The organism is Suilimivivens aceti (assembly GCF_025567405.1).
Classification (GTDB): domain Bacteria; phylum Bacillota; class Clostridia; order Lachnospirales; family Lachnospiraceae; genus Suilimivivens; species Suilimivivens aceti.
Genome location: NZ_JAOQKJ010000019.1, coordinates 1 through 14,697 on the forward strand (window position 1 = coordinate 1; position 14,697 = coordinate 14,697).

Genomic DNA, 14,697 nt, shown 5'->3' on the forward strand with positions numbered 1-14,697 from the left:
TTCACTGCTGTAATTTATTCTGTTTGTAATCAACTTTCCCCCTCACACGGGAATTTCAAAAAACTATTGAGGCGCAGAAGCATTGTATCTCAAACTCTTTGAAATACAATGCTTCCCTGCATTTTCTATATCGTCATGTTGATATTATTACTTTACTATCCTGCACACTCTCTGGGAGTGACTGTATCTATCAAAAAAGAAGCCAGCAGTTTATTTACTCACTACTGACTTCCTATACTACTCATTTTATTTACTTCGCTGCGTCTCAAACATGTTTTTCATTTTAAACATAACCTCTGTTTTCCCGCCAGCCTTTTACATACCACCTGATTCTAACATATACCAGTTGCACGAATAATAAGAAAAATAGCAGATTGATTGGCAAGACTGTCTTTATCCAATCTCCAAAGTAGATTGCTATTTCCATGCTTATAAGTATTACCATTATGGTAATCATGTCCCAACATTATTTCTTATATAGACCTACAATCTTTATTCCGATGAATGCCAAAAATATTCCCGCAACCGCCAGACATCCCCCGTAAATCAGTATTCTTATTATCCAATACACAACTCCTGCAATGACCAGATTGGATAATCCGTTACTGATTTGTGCCGCTTCCTTTCCGATCTGTATTATCAAGCCTGCAATGGTCTGTGTGAATGTTGCAATTGCATCAAAGAATGTCCTGCAATCGGTGAGAAACTCTTTTTTCTGTATCATTTGAAAAATAGTAGTCGATGCAGAATACCATATCAGCAGAAACATCAATGCTTCATACATGACTGTTTTTGTTTTATATCTGCCTGCCAGTTTTTCCCTCTGTGTATCATACCTTTCCTTCGCTTTCAGATAAGCTGTCTGGTTACAATTCCAACACTTTTGATGGAGTACCGGCTTTTCAACCGGTATCTCTACTTTTTTCTGATGGGAGAGTGCATAGTCCCGTTCCTGTTCTGCCTGCCTTAGCTTATCTTGACATTCCTCTGTCATGATTTCGGCAGCGTGCGTTTTCTCTTTCTCGCTCTGCAACAATTCTTTTGTTTTCCTCAAGAAAAGCCAAGCGGGAATCTGCAAGGTTACTTGATAAAGTGGCAGGCAATGACTAAATAAAACTTTCCCTTATTTCCCTTACGATTATCTCATAAGGGCAAAAATAAGGGAAAGTTAGAAATATATTTCGGCAAACTGGAATTTAGTTTTGCGTGAGTTTTACATACTCCGCAACCAAAAAGATGTTTTTCAAATCTTCCTCATCTAATCCACGGTAGACAAACAAATCATCGTGTAGTGGCATTACTTCCTCGATATTTTCGCTTTCAATATGAAATTCTCCTGTGCTTAAATCAATGCCGACAAGAGCATTGCCTGTCTTATAGCTTTTTATATTAGGAAGCACACCTTTGGGCAATTTGTTGCGAGAGAATGCATTCTCTGTGATATTGAGTGCAACTATTTCTTGAAAAGCTGTATCGTTAAATACTTGATGGGCATATTTATTTCTGAAATATTGGTCTACTTCTGTTCCTGTTTTTCGGTTTGGCTTCATCACTGCATGGTGTGCTTCAAAAATTCGTTTCCACTCTGCAAGCATTTCTGCTGTTGGTTTAACGGTTAGCATTTTGTTTCCTCCTCTACAACTTCTAATTCTCTCAATCAGTTTTTAACTCCACCGTTTCTACACCTTAACAGAAAACAATCCGTGCTGATTGCAATAGAGAGAGCCCCCGACCGCTCCCAGCCCAGCAGCCAGTCCCCAGCAGCCATAAATCCGCATCCGACTGCGCCAAGAATGCACCAGCGGATGAACTGTTTCGTTTCTTCTTTCTTCATTTTCTTCGCTTCCTGTGCATCTATTTTATGGTTTTCATGCAAAAATCGCAGCGGTCATTGCCGCGTCCCAGCGTCATGCTTCTCTCCCAGATCAGCTTCGGATGCAGCCCGGTATAGCTGATGTCGTCGCTGTCGCAAAAGCAGCGGCACAGCTCCGGGCAGCCGTATTCTGTGCAGGTGTCGTGATAGGGACACTCCATCATATCCACACGCCAGACGCCGTTGCCGGTTTGCAGCTCTTTTGGGGCAAAGCCCGCCGCCGGGCCAAAAACGCTCCGGGTGGATTTGACAAAAACGCCTGGAACAAGGCGGTAAAGCCCCGGTATGTGCAGCAGGGCGGCAAGCTGTTTGTGGCTCGTTCTCGCCAGCCGCTCCACATAGCCGTGAACGGTTTGCAGTGCTTCTTCTTTCGGCATGACCCGCTGCAAGGTTTCGTAGGCCGCAATGCCCGGTAAGATTTGCCGTTTGAGGTGGTACTGCTTTTCCTTGCTTGCACCCGCGTTTTCAGCCAGCAGCGCATTCAGGCGCATATCAAAAGCGGCGTTCAGCTGCTTTGCCTGCGCAGGAAAACGTTGTGCCGCAGTCTCCCGGAAATCACGGGAAAGATAGGTTTCCTTCCTCTTCATCGTCCGTTACCCTTTCTTTTTGTACCCGCAGTCGCAGTAGGGCCCGCCGGAGGCAAGGGTGTACTGCCGCACAAAATTTGTCACACCGCTCGCTTCGCTCATGGTGTAGTCCAGATGGCACAGGGCGGGGGTCAGGTCGTACAGATCCAGCTCCTTCATCAGCACACAGATGCCGCATTTGGTAAAGCGTCCCTCGTAGCCGTTGCCATCCGGGTATTCGTAAAACTCCATGTTCCACGAATAGGGGTTGCGGTCGGCGGCTTTCATGGCAGCGGTGGCTTTCATGGCGGCAATATCCTTTGCGGTGAACTTGCTTTTTCCGCTTTTGCAGCAGAACCACTGCATGGGCTTTGTCATCATGGCTTTTGCATAGTAATCCGTCAGCCTGTCTACCTCGGGGCGCTGCGGCATAGAAAGAACGAACGCGCCAGTCATGGCACAGTTGACCAGATTCATTTTGAAGCGGTCGGCCTTTTCAAACTCCGGCAGCCTGCGGATGATCTGCCGGTATTGTGGCTTTGCCATTTTCGTGATGGCTTTTGCAGTGTCTGCATCATAGCCCAGCACCGCGGTCAGCTGCTTTTGAAAGGAACCGGCAAACAGCGCCCACATTCCAAAGGGCATTCCAGCGTATTTCATTGCAGATACCTCCCGGCTTCCGCTTCCAGTGCCTGCCACACCGGGTAGGCTGCGCCATGTTCATCGAAAAATTTCTTAAGATCCCGATTCAGCGCACTCATTTCGTCGATGGCGTTCATGGCATGGTCGGAGGCGCAGAGCTTGCCCAGCGAAGTGGCACACATCAGCTTGAAAAAGCGCAGGCAGGTCTTGCGGTATTTCTCCCCTTCAAAGTCTGCATCCTCCTTGGGCAGAATGGTGTGCCCGGCATCTCGGATGGCGCGGTATCCCTCGATGTTGGCATTCAGCACACGGTTCAGGTACGCGGTATCTCCCCGGAGCTTTTTCAGGTCGCCGTCTGTCTTATAGCAGGCGAAGGCCGCAGGCATCACAAACGCGGCATGGCAGAGCAGATAGTCCTCCATGTTCGGCTCGTAAACAACCTTATATTTTGTGCCGTGGAAGATGCGCCTGATCAGCTGTTTATTGGAGATTGCACCCGGCAGCTGTCCGATGGTGATCTTTTTCAGGTCGATGGAGACCACCCGGTCAGCCTCCCGATGCCCCGCAGAAAGCGCAAAGGCAAACAGGACGTTCTTCCCCGGCAGCTCCGCCGCCAGCGCCCTCGCCTGCACATTGTTCCCCACAAAAACGATGCTCTTCGTCCGGTTCGCCCGCAGCGTGTCCAGAACGGAATCCAGCTGTGTATAGCGCAGGACCACAAAGATCACATCGTACATTGCATCCGGTGCAAGTTCAGTCACCACCGGAATGCGGCTGACCGAGGTGCGGAGCGAAAATTTGTCCTTGATCCGCAGGCCGTTCTGCTTGATCTCCGCAGCCCAGTTTCCCCGCGCAAGCAGAGTGACATCCTTTCCGGTTCGCAGCAGATTTCTTGCCAGATTGCACCCCAGAACGCCTGCACCATATACCAGAATTTTCATAGCTTGCCTCCAAATCCGATCTTCACGATCTGCATTTTCATCCCGTTGTCCCCGACCTTGGCGAGAAATCGGAAAAAGCCGCTGACGGAAGGGTCTTTCAGGTCGTTGTAGCCCATCATATAGCCCCTGCTGGATACTTGCAAACGGCTGTCCCATGGGGAAAGCTCGCTTTTCGCATCCGAAACCGCGAAATATGCTCCCACATCCTTGATTTTCGCCGTCCTGAGCCACGTTTTGGCGATCATCTTCACTGCCGTACGGTTGGCAGCATCAAAGACCAGCACTCCGCCGGGGAAAGCGTCCGCCATCCCCTGCACCAGTTCCCGAACCTGCTCCCTCAGGAAGTAATAGAACACCCCGGAAGCAAAGAACACCGCCCCGCCGGAGGCATCGATCTTGTCAAACCATGCGGGGTCTTTCAGGTCGCAGGGGATGTTTTGCTCCCGCTCCCCGGCGAGCAGAAGCTGCTGCCGCAAGGCGATCACATCCGGAAAGTCCAGATTGTAGATTTTACAGCTGCCGTTGTCGCAGGCTCTGCCAGTGTTGTCCAGCCCGCAGCCCAGATTGACCACCGCTGCGTTGGGGTGGGTTTTCAGATAGTCCCGCACCTCCCAGGCCAGGTCGTTCTGCCGCATGGCGGCCTCCAGAAATCCAAAGCGCTGCATGAGGTTGCCCGACTTCTTCTCCAGCACCGAAAAGTCGTAGTCGATCTCCTTCATCAGCCGGATGGCCGTCTCATCCCGGTAGAGGTTCGGATACAGCTCAGAACACATCTTCCTGCCGTACAGCGGAATGACCAGCGTCTCCTGCACGGTGTTTTTCTCGATTTTGTATTTCATATCGGGTCCTCTCACTTTCTGATAAACGGCAACTTCGTGCCTGTCAAAAACGCCATGGCAAGGTCTGCACCGATCGAAGAAGCCGCAACCAGTTCAAGGCGTTCCACCCCCTGCGATTTCAGGTATTCTTCCACCTGACGAACCTCGTCCGCCTTGCTGACATATTTCTGCCCCTCGCAGTAAACGGTGGAGGTGGGCAAGATGCAGAAATATCGATCCTGCAAATACCTCGCAATCGGTTCGCTGCTCGCTCCTGTCACACCCATTGCATGAAAGAACAGCACGGCAGGATTCCTCCTGTCGCCATATGTTTGAAACAGCATTTCTATCACCTCATATTTTCATAAAAAGCATCATAATCGCCGCCAGTGCTGCCGAAATGACCGCCATACCAATTGTGCCGAACAGCCACTTTTTGCCCTTATCCTTGGCTGTAATGTAGGGTTTCAGGTCTTCCGTTCCCGGAATTTCCCATGCGTTCGTATGTCCTACCCAATAGCCATCAACCCAAAATCGGTCTATGAGATTCATAACGGACAGTATGACCAGCAGCTGCCAGAAGCCCTGAACGAAGCCCTTTGCGCCGTTGAGCGCATAGACGCAGACCAGCACATAGGCGATGTATCCGGGGACGCAGACAGCTTTGAAAATCAAAGCATTTCGCTTGATTTTCGCGTGTGTTGTAAGTCCCAGCGTTGCGCACCGCTCCTGCACCTCCTGGCTGTAAAGATGCACCATGCCCACCGCGCCCTTGCGGATACCGATGGCGCAAACCAAAATGAGCAGAACGCCCAGCCCGATGCCTTCCAAAATCACCTGTAAAAGCATTACCGATTCCTCCTGAAGCCCGCCTCATCCCGGTATTCGGGATGTCCCTTCAAGTACGGGTCTTTATCGCCGCAGATGGCGTAGTCGCACTTACAGCCGTCCACGCAGGTGGTCGTCCGCACCAGCTTGGCATGGAGAAGTTCCATGGACGCATAGTCCACATTGCACAGGGCGGGCATGATCTCTGTAAGGCCGTTTCTGATAGCAAATTCCGCTGCGGGACAGGCGGTAAATTCATAATAGATCGGCTTGTTCTTTTCGTAAGGAGCCACCGTCATTTCATAATCGTGCCACTTGTCACAGCCCGCTTTTGCCCGTAGAAACGCCATGTGCATCAGTTTTTTCCAGAACGGCTTGTTGCAGTCCACGAATTTCAGCTTGCGGAAGGTCGGCAGGATCAGATTTTCCTCCATCTCTTCAATTTCACGGAACGAAGTAATTGCTTTGCAGACCACATAATAGCTCATGATGGCGATGCAGTCGTAGGTGCCGCCTACGCCGTTGTGAAAATTCTTTTTACCGCCGAGGTCGGTGCGCCACTTGGAAAGAAGCTCTGCGTATCTCAGCTGCACCTGCTCCCAGACCGCCTCGCGCTCCACCTCCGGATAGTGCAGAGTGATTTTCGCCAGAATTTCCTTTTTGCAGGGTTTGGAATATAGCACATGGCAGCTACGGTCAATTTGTAATTCGCTGTCCTTCATCTTCCCACGCCTTTCAGAAAACCGCTCTTTGCATTTTCTTCAGTGTCGTCCGATTCGTCGTAGGCATCATAGGGTGCCGATGGGTCGTGTACTCGTTTTTTGAATGGTGAACAGTGCTTGTCTTTGTGGGCAAACGCAAAGGCAAAATTGTCCGTCCATCCCGTGTGACCGGTGATGAAATATGGATGCAGCCCACGTGCGCGCAGTTTCCGCTCCAGCTCCGCCAGAGACTTCACTGCCAGCTTGTTATCCTCTGCCAGCGCAGAAATGAAGCTGTAGCCGCCGTCCGCGCCAAACCACAGCGTGTCGCCGGTAAAAAGGTACTTATCGTCAATGAGGTATACCATGTGCCCCCATGTATGACCGGGAACGAGAAAGCACTCGATCCTAATCCCGTCGATGTCGATGACCTCATCGTCGTGCAGCAGCACTTTTTCATTGTTGATCGTCACCTGCGGCAGCTTGTAAAGGTGGTAAATGACCCTGCGGCGCACCTCGCCGGTCAGATAGCGGTTCTCGATCTCGCCAATATACAGCGCAGCATTCCGAAACAGTCCCGGACTGTCCGCCTCCACCGCACCTACATGGTCGGTGTCCTGATGAGTGATGAGGATGTGCCGGATGGAATGTGGGTCGATACCGAGCCAGCTCATTTTCTCCGCCAGACGGTCATAGTTGTATCCGGCATCAATCATAATGGTGGTATCGCCCTTGCGGTAGAAGAAGATATTTGCCACCCACTCTCGCACACAAGCGACATTTTCATCGATCCAGCCGGTGTTCAAAGGCTTAAAGATCTCCTTGCCCCGGTACATCCGGCTCATTGCTTTTCTTTGAAATTCCGTTGCTTTTTTCGACATGATCGCACCTCATTTCTGTGCGGTGACGCACAGCCAGCCCTTTTTATTTTTGTGACTCTGAACCCTGCCAAAGCCTGCTTGCTCCAGATACACTTTCAGATCAGCATCCGTATAGATGGTCATACCGTTAATGATTTGCGTCCATTTGTCGTCTTTTGCTGTTTCGCCGTTTGCTTCGTTACAGATGAAAAAAGTCCCGCCGGACTTCAGCACCCGATAGACCTCTCTGAAATTTTGCGCAAGCTCCGGCCAGAAATAGACCGTTTCAAATGCGGTCACTACATCAAACTGCTCCGCTTCAAACGGCAACTCTGCTACACTTGCCTGCTGCACAGTACACTGCCCTGCTGCAATGGCACCTGCATTGACCTTTCGCGCTTTTTCTACACTGACTGCCGAATAATCGATGCCCTGCACCTTGCCCTTGGGACACAGCTTCAGCAGCGTTTTGATGTTCGCTCCACCGCCGCAGCCGCAGTCCAGTACCATGGCATCCGGGGCAGGCTGCAAAAAATGCAATCCCCACGCTGCCATTGCGCTGTGCCCAAAGTTCATCATAGCAACCATGATCTTCCCGCTAAAGCCTACGGGCTTGCGGGTGTTTTCAAAAAAGGACATATCACACCTCCGATTTCACACATTCTGTATAGGTCAGCGGAAAAGAAGCCTTTAGAACAACACTATTTCGTACTGCCCAGCCGTTCTGATGCAGGAAACTCAGGTATTCCTCACTCGTCCACTTGCTGTGGAGAGGAAAGCCTGCCAGATTCATGAAAAAGGCTTTGACCTTGCCGGGAAATGAGTTTTCTGCGTGCGTAAAGGTAGGCGCGATCAGCACACCGTCATCCTTCAGCACCCGTTTGATCTCTCGCAGTGATTTTTCTGGCTGAGGCACAATGTGCAGTGCGTTTGATACGATTACCACATCGAATGATTTGCTCGCGTATGTCAGAGAAAACATATCCTGCACGGAAAAACGCAGCTTCGCAGAGTAATTCCCCCGTTTGGCCTCTGTAATCATTTCCGGAGAGGCATCCGTCGCCTCGATGTGTGCCGCTGCTTTTACGATGTGCTTGGCGATCAATCCCGTTCCGGTAGCCACCTCCAGCACTGTTTTGTCTTTCACGACCGGACGGATCAGCTCATACATTTTCTCGTATACTGCCCTGTCTTTTCGCATAAAGCAGTCATACAGACCTGCATTTCTGTCCCAGAAATTCTTGTGTTCTCGCATTGCTGTCTCTCCTTTTATAGTTAGATTTATCTAACCATCACGCGCACATTGGCAAGTTAGGTTAGGCTAACTCATGTATTTAAGAAAAGCCGCATTTCTGCGGCCTTTCGGCTTATACAAATAGCTTGCTGCAAGCATCACACATCTGTGTTTTCAGCCACTAAGGATAACGCCTCTCGATCTACTCCTTATGGAAACAGCCAAAATCTATTTTCACACCATTACGGTGACTTTTGCCTTCTTATCCATATTATATCGTGCTCACTTCATTTTTGCAAGTCTCTCATTTACAATATGCTTCAGCAGTTTGCCCTCGACGCTGCTCTTTGCCGTGAGGAAACCAGTTGGAAGTACAATCGCAGCTTTTCCGTTTGGTTTCATCGAATTCAGCACATGCTGAAGGAGGGTTGCAGACCTCATAATCAAATTGCCGGAGAGATTTTCCATCATCGCTCATATGGAACGGGTCAGTCAAAGTATCTCCTTGGATTGCATGGTCAAACGAGGAAACCAGACCATTAAGAATCAAGTTCAGCTTGAGCATCTTATTACTCTTTTGGGAACGATCTTGCGCAAAAATCGTGCAGCGATCTTCACCAATCTGATGAGCAAGTGCCATTAGCAGCGTACCGGTTCCGGCTGCCGGATCGTAGCACTCGATGTTATGTGTACCTCCTTGTACGATGCGCCCTAATGGACACATGCTATGCTGAGCCACTGCTTCTGTCCTCCGGACAACTTCATCCCCCACCCTACGATATCAATGCAGTTTCTGAATCCCAAAATCAAACCGCCCACAATGATTGCAGGAATGAGTGGAGCGAAAATTTCTGCTAATGCAGTCATAATTCTCTGAACTACGTTCTGATTCTGTTTTGCTGCGCTCTTTACAGCATCTTTCGATACGCCTTCAATGCCTGCAACTGCTGTGAAGTCGTTGTAAAAATCTGAAACCGTGTTCCCGATGATTACCTGGAACTGTCCTGCCTGTGTGAAACTTCCCCTAACAACTTTCATTGCTTCAATTTTCTGAATATCCGCTTTCTTCGGATCATTTAATACGAATCTCATTCGTGTGATACAATGTGATACTGCAGCAATGTTTTCTCTTCCTCCCACAAGGTGCAGTAATTCTTTTGCGTCGTTTGTATACTTACCCATCTTGATTCTCCTTATTAAAATAAATGTTTCGCGCTTATTCTTGTTTAAACAAGTTTTCTTGTGATTATTTTATATCACACTTGTTTAAACATGTAAACACTTATTTTAAAACTTATTTAGACAAGTTATGTCTTATTTGATTCTTGACTTTCCATATGTAAATATTATAATAAATGATGGATGTTCAAACAAGTGGAGGAACTTATGCCGAAAGCAAAATATGCAGAAATTTATAAAGACTTGAAAAGAAAAATTGAGACCGGAGAATATGAATTTCAGGAACTTCTCCCCTCTGAAAATACACTGGTGCAGGAATATGACTGCTCACGCAATACCATTCGCCGTGCCATCGGGGATCTGGTAGCCGATGGATATGTACAGACGATGCAGGGGAAAGGGGTACGAATTATCTTCCAGCCCGCATTACAGACCTCATTTACCATCGGCTCAATTGAAACGTTTACGGAATCTGCAAAGAGAAATAACCAGAAATCCAAAACCAAAGTAATTCACTTTGCAGAATTGGTAGTAGACAAAAAAATTGCTGCAAAAACCGGTTTTAATATTGGCGATGAGATTTATTATCTGCAGAGACTTCATTACTTAGATGGGAAAGCACTTATTCTAAACCATAATTATTTTTTGAAAAGCGTTGCTAAAGATCTAACTATAGAGATTGCAGAAAAGTCGATTTACGATTATCTGGAAAATACTCTTGGAGTTTCCATTGTCACAAGTAAACGTATCATAACCGTAGAAAAGATGACTGAAATTGATGAAAAATATTTGGATCTTGGAGACTATAACTGTATGGCTGTTGTCAGCTCTCATACTTACAATAGTGATGGTGTTATGTTTGAATATACCCAGTCACGCCATCGCCCTGATTACTTTAGCTTCCAGGATAATGCAACAAGACGATCAATTTAGCAGGAAAAATATGAAACAGAAAAATATTTTATTTACAGACATGGATGGAACAATATTGTTCTCTGATAATGGAAAAACATATTTTAAGGAATCAGATTTAGATGCAATAAAGGAATTCCAGCAAAGAGGAAATCTGATCGTAATTAACTCCGGCAGAGCATTGCCATGGATAGTTGCTCCGTTGGAAGGATATCTTTTGCCTGATTACATGATTGCCGGTACAGGGAGTATTATCGCGGATAGTCATCAACAAATACTGCATGAAGAACCTGTATCATTTACAGCAATCAAAAAAATAATAAACGAATATGCATCGGATATACCATTAACAGTTCATACGAAAGACAACATATTTTCATGCAATCAAAAAGAGCAGTACAGCCTGCCAATAACACCTATTAGCAGTATTGATTTATTAAAAACGGAAAAACTTTATGGAATGTCATTCCATTTCAAAGACAATAAATCTGCAAAAGCTTTTGCAGACTGGCTGGAAAAGTCAGATCACCAGGAGGTGAGAGCTTTTGTAAATATCCAGGATGTTGACATGGCGTGGAGAGACTGTTCAAAAGGGAACGCCATGAACATCCTTTGTCAGAAACTTGGATTCATGCATGAACAAGTCTATGCCATTGGTGATGCTGAAAATGACATTGATATGTTAAGGGCAACAAAGCATGGTTATACATTCCATCATTCTCCAGCTACTGTAAAGCAATATGCAGAAGGCTGTGTCAAATCTGTGTCAGAGTTAATTGATAAAATATTGGGCTGATGAATAGTGAATGTCCCCCTGCATGTGCACCTGCAAAAGGGCAAAAAAAATAGCCAGGTCTCCAATTTCAATCAGAAACCTGGCTATGTAAAAAGGGCGGCTCACCGCCGCCCTCATCGTTAATATTCTGTGCTCAATAGAAAATCTGCAATGTGCATACTCTTAATGCCTTGGTAATTTCCTCCGGCAAATTCATCGGTTCTCAAAACATACTTTGGATAGTTATCCCGGATTTCCAGCAGTCGTTCATATTCACGCTTTTCTATTTTTTCGGATTTAATTTCCTGCGTGACCTGCACATACAACCGGTCATTCTGCTTCTGCGCCACAAAATCGACCTCACCGTCCGGCGTTTTCCCAATCGTCACGGTATATCCTCGTCTGCAAAGTTCCAGATACACCACATTTTCCAGACTGGAAGCGACGCTGTCTGGTGTGTAGCCCAGCACACTGTAACGCAAAGCGGTATCGGCAAGATAAAACTTCTCCTGCGTTTTCAGAATCTCCTTTCCGCGCAGGTCGTATCGAGAACAGCGATGAAGGAGATATGCTTTCTCCAACTTTTCCAGATAGCTGTACACCGTTTCATTGTCGATAGAACGATGCTCTGATTTCAGATAATCCGAAATTGATTTTGCCGAGAATGAATTTCCCACATTCGCAAATGTGTACCGAACCACCCGTTCCAGCTGGTCGATCTTGCGAATCTGGTTTCTCTTTACGATATCCGAGAAAATCGTGGAATTATAGATATCTCGGACAATCGTATAAACCTCATCCTGTGAATACTCTCGCAGGTGCGTTGCAGGGAAGCCGCCCAAGCGGATATAGTCTGCCAGTTCAGCATGGATATCCTTTACCTGTGTATACTGCTTTTTAAATTCCAGATATTCCTGAAACGAAAGCGTATAGATACGGAAGGAAACATATCGTCCGGTCAGGTAAGTCGCTATTTCCGAAGACATCATTCTGGAATTGGAGCCTGTCACATAAAGGTCAACATCATAATCCGTTGCCAGGGAGTTTACTACTTTCTCCCAGCCTTCAATTTCCTGAACCTCATCCAGAAAGAGATACGTTCTCCCCGTTGGATTTAGCTTTTCTTTGACAGCCTTGAACATATCCTTCACTGTCATATCCTCATAATCCATGGAATCGAAGCGCATGCTGACAATCCTCTCAGACGAAACACCATGCTCCTGTTGCAGCTTCTCCATGATCATTTTAAGGACTGTGGATTTTCCGCAGCGGCGAACACCCGTCAACACTTTTACAAAAGGTGTGTCGGTGTAGGCCATAATCTTATCGATGTAGAGCGGTCTGTTTATCATAGAAACCACCTCCATGGTTACATAATACCGCAAGCACATAAAAAAATCAATGGGTTTTGCGATTATAAACCGCAACTCATATTTATTTTCATTGACTTTTTCGGATTGTGTCGAATGCTGTTTCCTTTCAATTTCAGAATACCGTAGTTTAATCAAAAAGTCCAGAAAGCAGCGGCACCAGAGTCGTGCCGATCAGTGCCACGCCGCCATCCATGAACTGCTTCATACCCTGAGACTTTGCTCACGTGTGATAAAGAAGTAATAGAAGCGTAAAAAATTTTGCCGTTCCTATCCAGCACTTGGCCATTGTGTCGGATAGGTCGGGCGGTTATTCAGGTAAGTCCACCTTGCCAACAAAAGAATAATAAATCTCAATGTCCTGCCTACGGGTCTTGTTCTCGTCATAGCTGCACTCATGCACAACGATTTTCTCTACAAACTCCCGCAACAGAGTAGGGGTAAGTTCTTCAAAGCTGGTATGCCGCCGGACAACATTCATAAACTTTTCTGCGTTCACGGTGGCTTCCTGTGCTTTGGAAAGCTCCGCTTGGATAGCAGCGGCTCTTTCTTTCAGCTCCCGTTGTTCTGCTTCATAGTCTGCCGACAGCTCTGTGAAACGCTCGTCTGATATGCGCCCGGTCACGCTGTCCTCATACAGCCGCTTGAAGATAGCGGATAACTCGGCTATGCGTTTCTCGGCGGCTTCCAGTTCCTTTTTCTTGGCGGCGTTCCTGCGTTTGCCCCCGTCCTCGTTCTGCTCAATCAAGAGCTTCATAAACCGGGCTTCATGCTTTGCCGCATAGCTGGTCACTTTCCGCAGATTGGAGAGTACACCAGCGGTCAAGAGGTCGGTGCGGATAAAGTGCGCCGTACAGTCATGGGTGCGTTTCTTGTAGTTGCCGCAGATATAACAGTCCTGCTTGCGCTTGTCCGTCTGGTATCGCTGCTGGTACATGACGCTGCCGCAGTCCGCACAGAACAGTATGCCGGAGAACAAGCCCACTTCGTCATAGCGGTTGGGGCGTTTGCGCTGCTTGCGAAGCTCCTGCACCCGTTCCCATGTTTGGGTGTCTATGATAGGCTCGTGGTGGTTCTCAAAGATTGCCTGCTTATCCTCGTCATTGTAAACAATTTTACTGCACTTGTAGGATTGCGTGGTAGTTTTGAAGTTTACCAAACAGCCCGTGTATTCCCGGTTTTCAAGGATATGCACAACGGTATTGGTCGCCCACTTACACTCATAGCCGGGGTGGTAACGGTGAGTGTGTCCCGTCCTGCGGTATTCTAGCGTCCCCGGCGTGGGGATTTGCTGCTCTGTGAGCATACGGGCTATCTTGGTCGGACCGTTCCCGGCAAGGCAGAGGTTGTATATCTGCTTGACTACGGGTGCGGCTTCCTCGTCAATAATGAAATTTTCGTCCTCGTCCATGAGGTAGCCATACACAGGCTTGCTTGTGATGGGCTTGCCACTCATGCCTTTTGAGCGTTTTACCGCCCGTATTTTCTTGCTCGTATCTCTCACCAGCCATTCGTTAAAGATATTCCGCAGCGGGGCAAAGTCATTGTCGCCTTGTGCGCTGTCCACTCCGTCATTGATAGCGATAAAGCGGACACCTTTCTGTGGGAAAATCATTTCCGTGTACATTCCCACTTGCAGGTAGTTTCGCCCTAACCTCGACATATCCTTTACGATAACTGTCCCGACTTTTCCGGCTTCAATGTCCGCAAGCATGGCTTGAAAACCGGGTCTTTGAAAGTTCGCACCAGAATAACCGTCGTCCGTGTACCAGCGCAGATTGGAAAAGCCGTTCTGCTTTGCATAGGTTTCAAGGATACGCTTCTGATTGGAAATGGAATTGCTCTCGCCTTGCAGCTCGTCCTCATGGGAAAGTCTTGGGTAAAGGGCGGTAATTGGTTGTTGGTTGGTCTGTCTTAACATAAAATCCTCCGTTTCCGACAGCCAGCCCCACTATTCCGTACCTTGATTGTACCACATGGGGCGGCGGTCTGTATAGC

Annotated in this window: 16 protein-coding genes and 4 pseudogenes; 2 read left to right on the forward strand and 18 right to left on the reverse strand. The window is 47.6% G+C overall.

Going from position 1 to position 14,697, the window contains the following annotated elements; translation table 11 throughout:
* Positions 1–283: 283 nt before the first annotated feature.
* From OCV77_RS15340 to OCV77_RS15410, 15 genes and pseudogenes are all read right to left on the reverse strand, one after another.
* A pseudogene (locus OCV77_RS15340) lies at positions 284–994 on the reverse strand (DUF6040 family protein).
* Positions 995–1,196: 202 nt separating this feature from the next.
* The gene (locus tag OCV77_RS15345; RefSeq protein ID WP_262575885.1) at positions 1,197–1,622 is read right to left on the reverse strand and encodes a hypothetical protein; all 426 of its coding nucleotides are present in this window, start codon (positions 1,620–1,622) and stop codon (positions 1,197–1,199) included.
* A gap of 35 nt (positions 1,623–1,657) precedes the next feature.
* Positions 1,658–1,834, reverse strand: coding sequence for a hypothetical protein (locus OCV77_RS15350; RefSeq protein WP_262575886.1), 177 nt, complete (start codon positions 1,832–1,834; stop codon positions 1,658–1,660).
* A gap of 20 nt (positions 1,835–1,854) precedes the next feature.
* Positions 1,855–2,460: an L-2-amino-thiazoline-4-carboxylic acid hydrolase gene (locus OCV77_RS15355; RefSeq protein ID WP_262575887.1), complete on the reverse strand. Its 606-nt coding sequence runs from the start codon at positions 2,458–2,460 to the stop codon at positions 1,855–1,857.
* Between the two features lie 6 nt (positions 2,461–2,466).
* Positions 2,467–3,099 (reverse strand): L-2-amino-thiazoline-4-carboxylic acid hydrolase, encoded by a 633-nt coding sequence (locus OCV77_RS15360; RefSeq protein WP_262575888.1) that lies wholly within the window; start codon positions 3,097–3,099, stop codon positions 2,467–2,469.
* Positions 3,096–4,022 (reverse strand): ketopantoate reductase family protein, encoded by a 927-nt coding sequence (locus OCV77_RS15365; protein WP_262575889.1) that lies wholly within the window; start codon positions 4,020–4,022, stop codon positions 3,096–3,098. The genes OCV77_RS15360 and OCV77_RS15365 overlap by 4 nt, the downstream gene beginning before the upstream one ends.
* Positions 4,019–4,861 (reverse strand): class I SAM-dependent methyltransferase, encoded by an 843-nt coding sequence (locus tag OCV77_RS15370; protein ID WP_262575890.1) that lies wholly within the window; start codon positions 4,859–4,861, stop codon positions 4,019–4,021. Before OCV77_RS15370 ends, OCV77_RS15365 begins: the two co-directional genes overlap by 4 nt.
* Before the next feature lie 11 nt (positions 4,862–4,872).
* Positions 4,873–5,184, reverse strand: a complete 312-nt coding sequence (locus OCV77_RS15375; RefSeq protein ID WP_262575891.1) for an alpha/beta fold hydrolase — start codon at positions 5,182–5,184, stop codon at positions 4,873–4,875.
* A 10-nt stretch (positions 5,185–5,194) separates the two neighbouring features.
* On the reverse strand, positions 5,195–5,689 hold the full coding sequence (locus tag OCV77_RS15380; protein ID WP_262575892.1) for a hypothetical protein: 495 nt from the start codon (positions 5,687–5,689) through the stop codon (positions 5,195–5,197).
* The gene (locus tag OCV77_RS15385; RefSeq protein WP_262575893.1) at positions 5,689–6,261 is read right to left on the reverse strand and encodes an L-2-amino-thiazoline-4-carboxylic acid hydrolase; all 573 of its coding nucleotides are present in this window, start codon (positions 6,259–6,261) and stop codon (positions 5,689–5,691) included. Before OCV77_RS15385 ends, OCV77_RS15380 begins: the two co-directional genes overlap by 1 nt.
* 125 nt (positions 6,262–6,386) lie before the next feature.
* On the reverse strand, positions 6,387–7,250 hold the full coding sequence (locus tag OCV77_RS15390; protein WP_262575894.1) for an MBL fold metallo-hydrolase: 864 nt from the start codon (positions 7,248–7,250) through the stop codon (positions 6,387–6,389).
* Positions 7,251–7,259: 9 nt separating this feature from the next.
* A complete protein-coding gene (locus OCV77_RS15395; RefSeq protein ID WP_262575896.1) occupies positions 7,260–7,868 on the reverse strand; it encodes a class I SAM-dependent methyltransferase in 609 nt (202 codons plus the stop codon).
* A gap of 1 nt (position 7,869) precedes the next feature.
* Positions 7,870–8,484, reverse strand: coding sequence for a class I SAM-dependent methyltransferase (locus OCV77_RS15400; RefSeq protein WP_262575897.1), 615 nt, complete (start codon positions 8,482–8,484; stop codon positions 7,870–7,872).
* A 261-nt stretch (positions 8,485–8,745) separates the two neighbouring features.
* Positions 8,746–9,187, reverse strand: a pseudogene (locus tag OCV77_RS15405) (N-6 DNA methylase).
* Positions 9,187–9,645 (reverse strand): annotated as a pseudogene (locus tag OCV77_RS15410) (glucose PTS transporter subunit EIIB); the annotation flags it as partial. The pseudogenes OCV77_RS15405 and OCV77_RS15410, both read right to left, overlap by 1 nt.
* Positions 9,646–9,849: 204 nt before the next feature.
* Between OCV77_RS15410 and treR the strand changes: the two are divergent.
* On the forward strand, positions 9,850–10,575 hold the full coding sequence (gene treR / locus OCV77_RS15415; RefSeq protein WP_262575899.1) for a trehalose operon repressor: 726 nt from the start codon (positions 9,850–9,852) through the stop codon (positions 10,573–10,575).
* A 10-nt stretch (positions 10,576–10,585) separates the two neighbouring features.
* Positions 10,586–11,350, forward strand: coding sequence for an HAD family hydrolase (locus OCV77_RS15420; protein ID WP_262575900.1), 765 nt, complete (start codon positions 10,586–10,588; stop codon positions 11,348–11,350).
* Between the two features lie 119 nt (positions 11,351–11,469).
* Here OCV77_RS15420 and OCV77_RS15425 read toward each other — a convergent pair whose 3' ends face one another.
* From OCV77_RS15425 to OCV77_RS15435, 3 genes and pseudogenes are all read right to left on the reverse strand, one after another.
* A complete protein-coding gene (locus OCV77_RS15425; RefSeq protein ID WP_262575901.1) occupies positions 11,470–12,681 on the reverse strand; it encodes an ATP-binding protein in 1,212 nt (403 codons plus the stop codon).
* A 148-nt stretch (positions 12,682–12,829) separates the two neighbouring features.
* Positions 12,830–12,922 (reverse strand): annotated as a pseudogene (locus OCV77_RS15430) (Maff2 family mobile element protein); the annotation flags it as partial.
* An 87-nt stretch (positions 12,923–13,009) separates the two neighbouring features.
* Positions 13,010–14,620, reverse strand: a complete 1,611-nt coding sequence (locus tag OCV77_RS15435) for a recombinase family protein (RefSeq protein WP_138376208.1) — start codon at positions 14,618–14,620, stop codon at positions 13,010–13,012.
* Between the last annotated feature and the right edge of the window lie 77 nt (positions 14,621–14,697).

Bases quoted from the DNA above. Each gene is read 5' to 3' on its own strand.
- OCV77_RS15355 (WP_262575887.1), bottom strand. From the start codon at position 2,460: ATGAAGAGGAAGGAAACCTATCTTTCCCGTGATTTCCGGGAGACTGCG.
- OCV77_RS15380 (WP_262575892.1), bottom strand. From the start codon at position 5,689: ATGCTTTTACAGGTGATTTTGGAAGGCATCGGGCTGGGCGTTCTGCTC.
- OCV77_RS15420 (WP_262575900.1), top strand. From the start codon at position 10,586: ATGAAACAGAAAAATATTTTATTTACAGACATGGATGGAACAATATTG.
- OCV77_RS15400 (WP_262575897.1), bottom strand. From the start codon at position 8,484: ATGCGAGAACACAAGAATTTCTGGGACAGAAATGCAGGTCTGTATGAC.
- OCV77_RS15390 (WP_262575894.1), bottom strand. From the start codon at position 7,250: ATGTCGAAAAAAGCAACGGAATTTCAAAGAAAAGCAATGAGCCGGATG.
- OCV77_RS15360 (WP_262575888.1), bottom strand. From the start codon at position 3,099: ATGAAATACGCTGGAATGCCCTTTGGAATGTGGGCGCTGTTTGCCGGT.
- OCV77_RS15370 (WP_262575890.1), bottom strand. From the start codon at position 4,861: ATGAAATACAAAATCGAGAAAAACACCGTGCAGGAGACGCTGGTCATT.
- OCV77_RS15395 (WP_262575896.1), bottom strand. From the start codon at position 7,868: ATGTCCTTTTTTGAAAACACCCGCAAGCCCGTAGGCTTTAGCGGGAAG.
- OCV77_RS15435 (WP_138376208.1), bottom strand. From the start codon at position 14,620: ATGTTAAGACAGACCAACCAACAACCAATTACCGCCCTTTACCCAAGA.
- OCV77_RS15425 (WP_262575901.1), bottom strand. From the start codon at position 12,681: ATGATAAACAGACCGCTCTACATCGATAAGATTATGGCCTACACCGAC.
- OCV77_RS15345 (WP_262575885.1), bottom strand. From the start codon at position 1,622: ATGCTAACCGTTAAACCAACAGCAGAAATGCTTGCAGAGTGGAAACGA.
- treR (WP_262575899.1), top strand. From the start codon at position 9,850: ATGCCGAAAGCAAAATATGCAGAAATTTATAAAGACTTGAAAAGAAAA.
- OCV77_RS15375 (WP_262575891.1), bottom strand. From the start codon at position 5,184: ATGCTGTTTCAAACATATGGCGACAGGAGGAATCCTGCCGTGCTGTTC.
- OCV77_RS15350 (WP_262575886.1), bottom strand. From the start codon at position 1,834: ATGAAGAAAGAAGAAACGAAACAGTTCATCCGCTGGTGCATTCTTGGC.
- OCV77_RS15365 (WP_262575889.1), bottom strand. From the start codon at position 4,022: ATGAAAATTCTGGTATATGGTGCAGGCGTTCTGGGGTGCAATCTGGCA.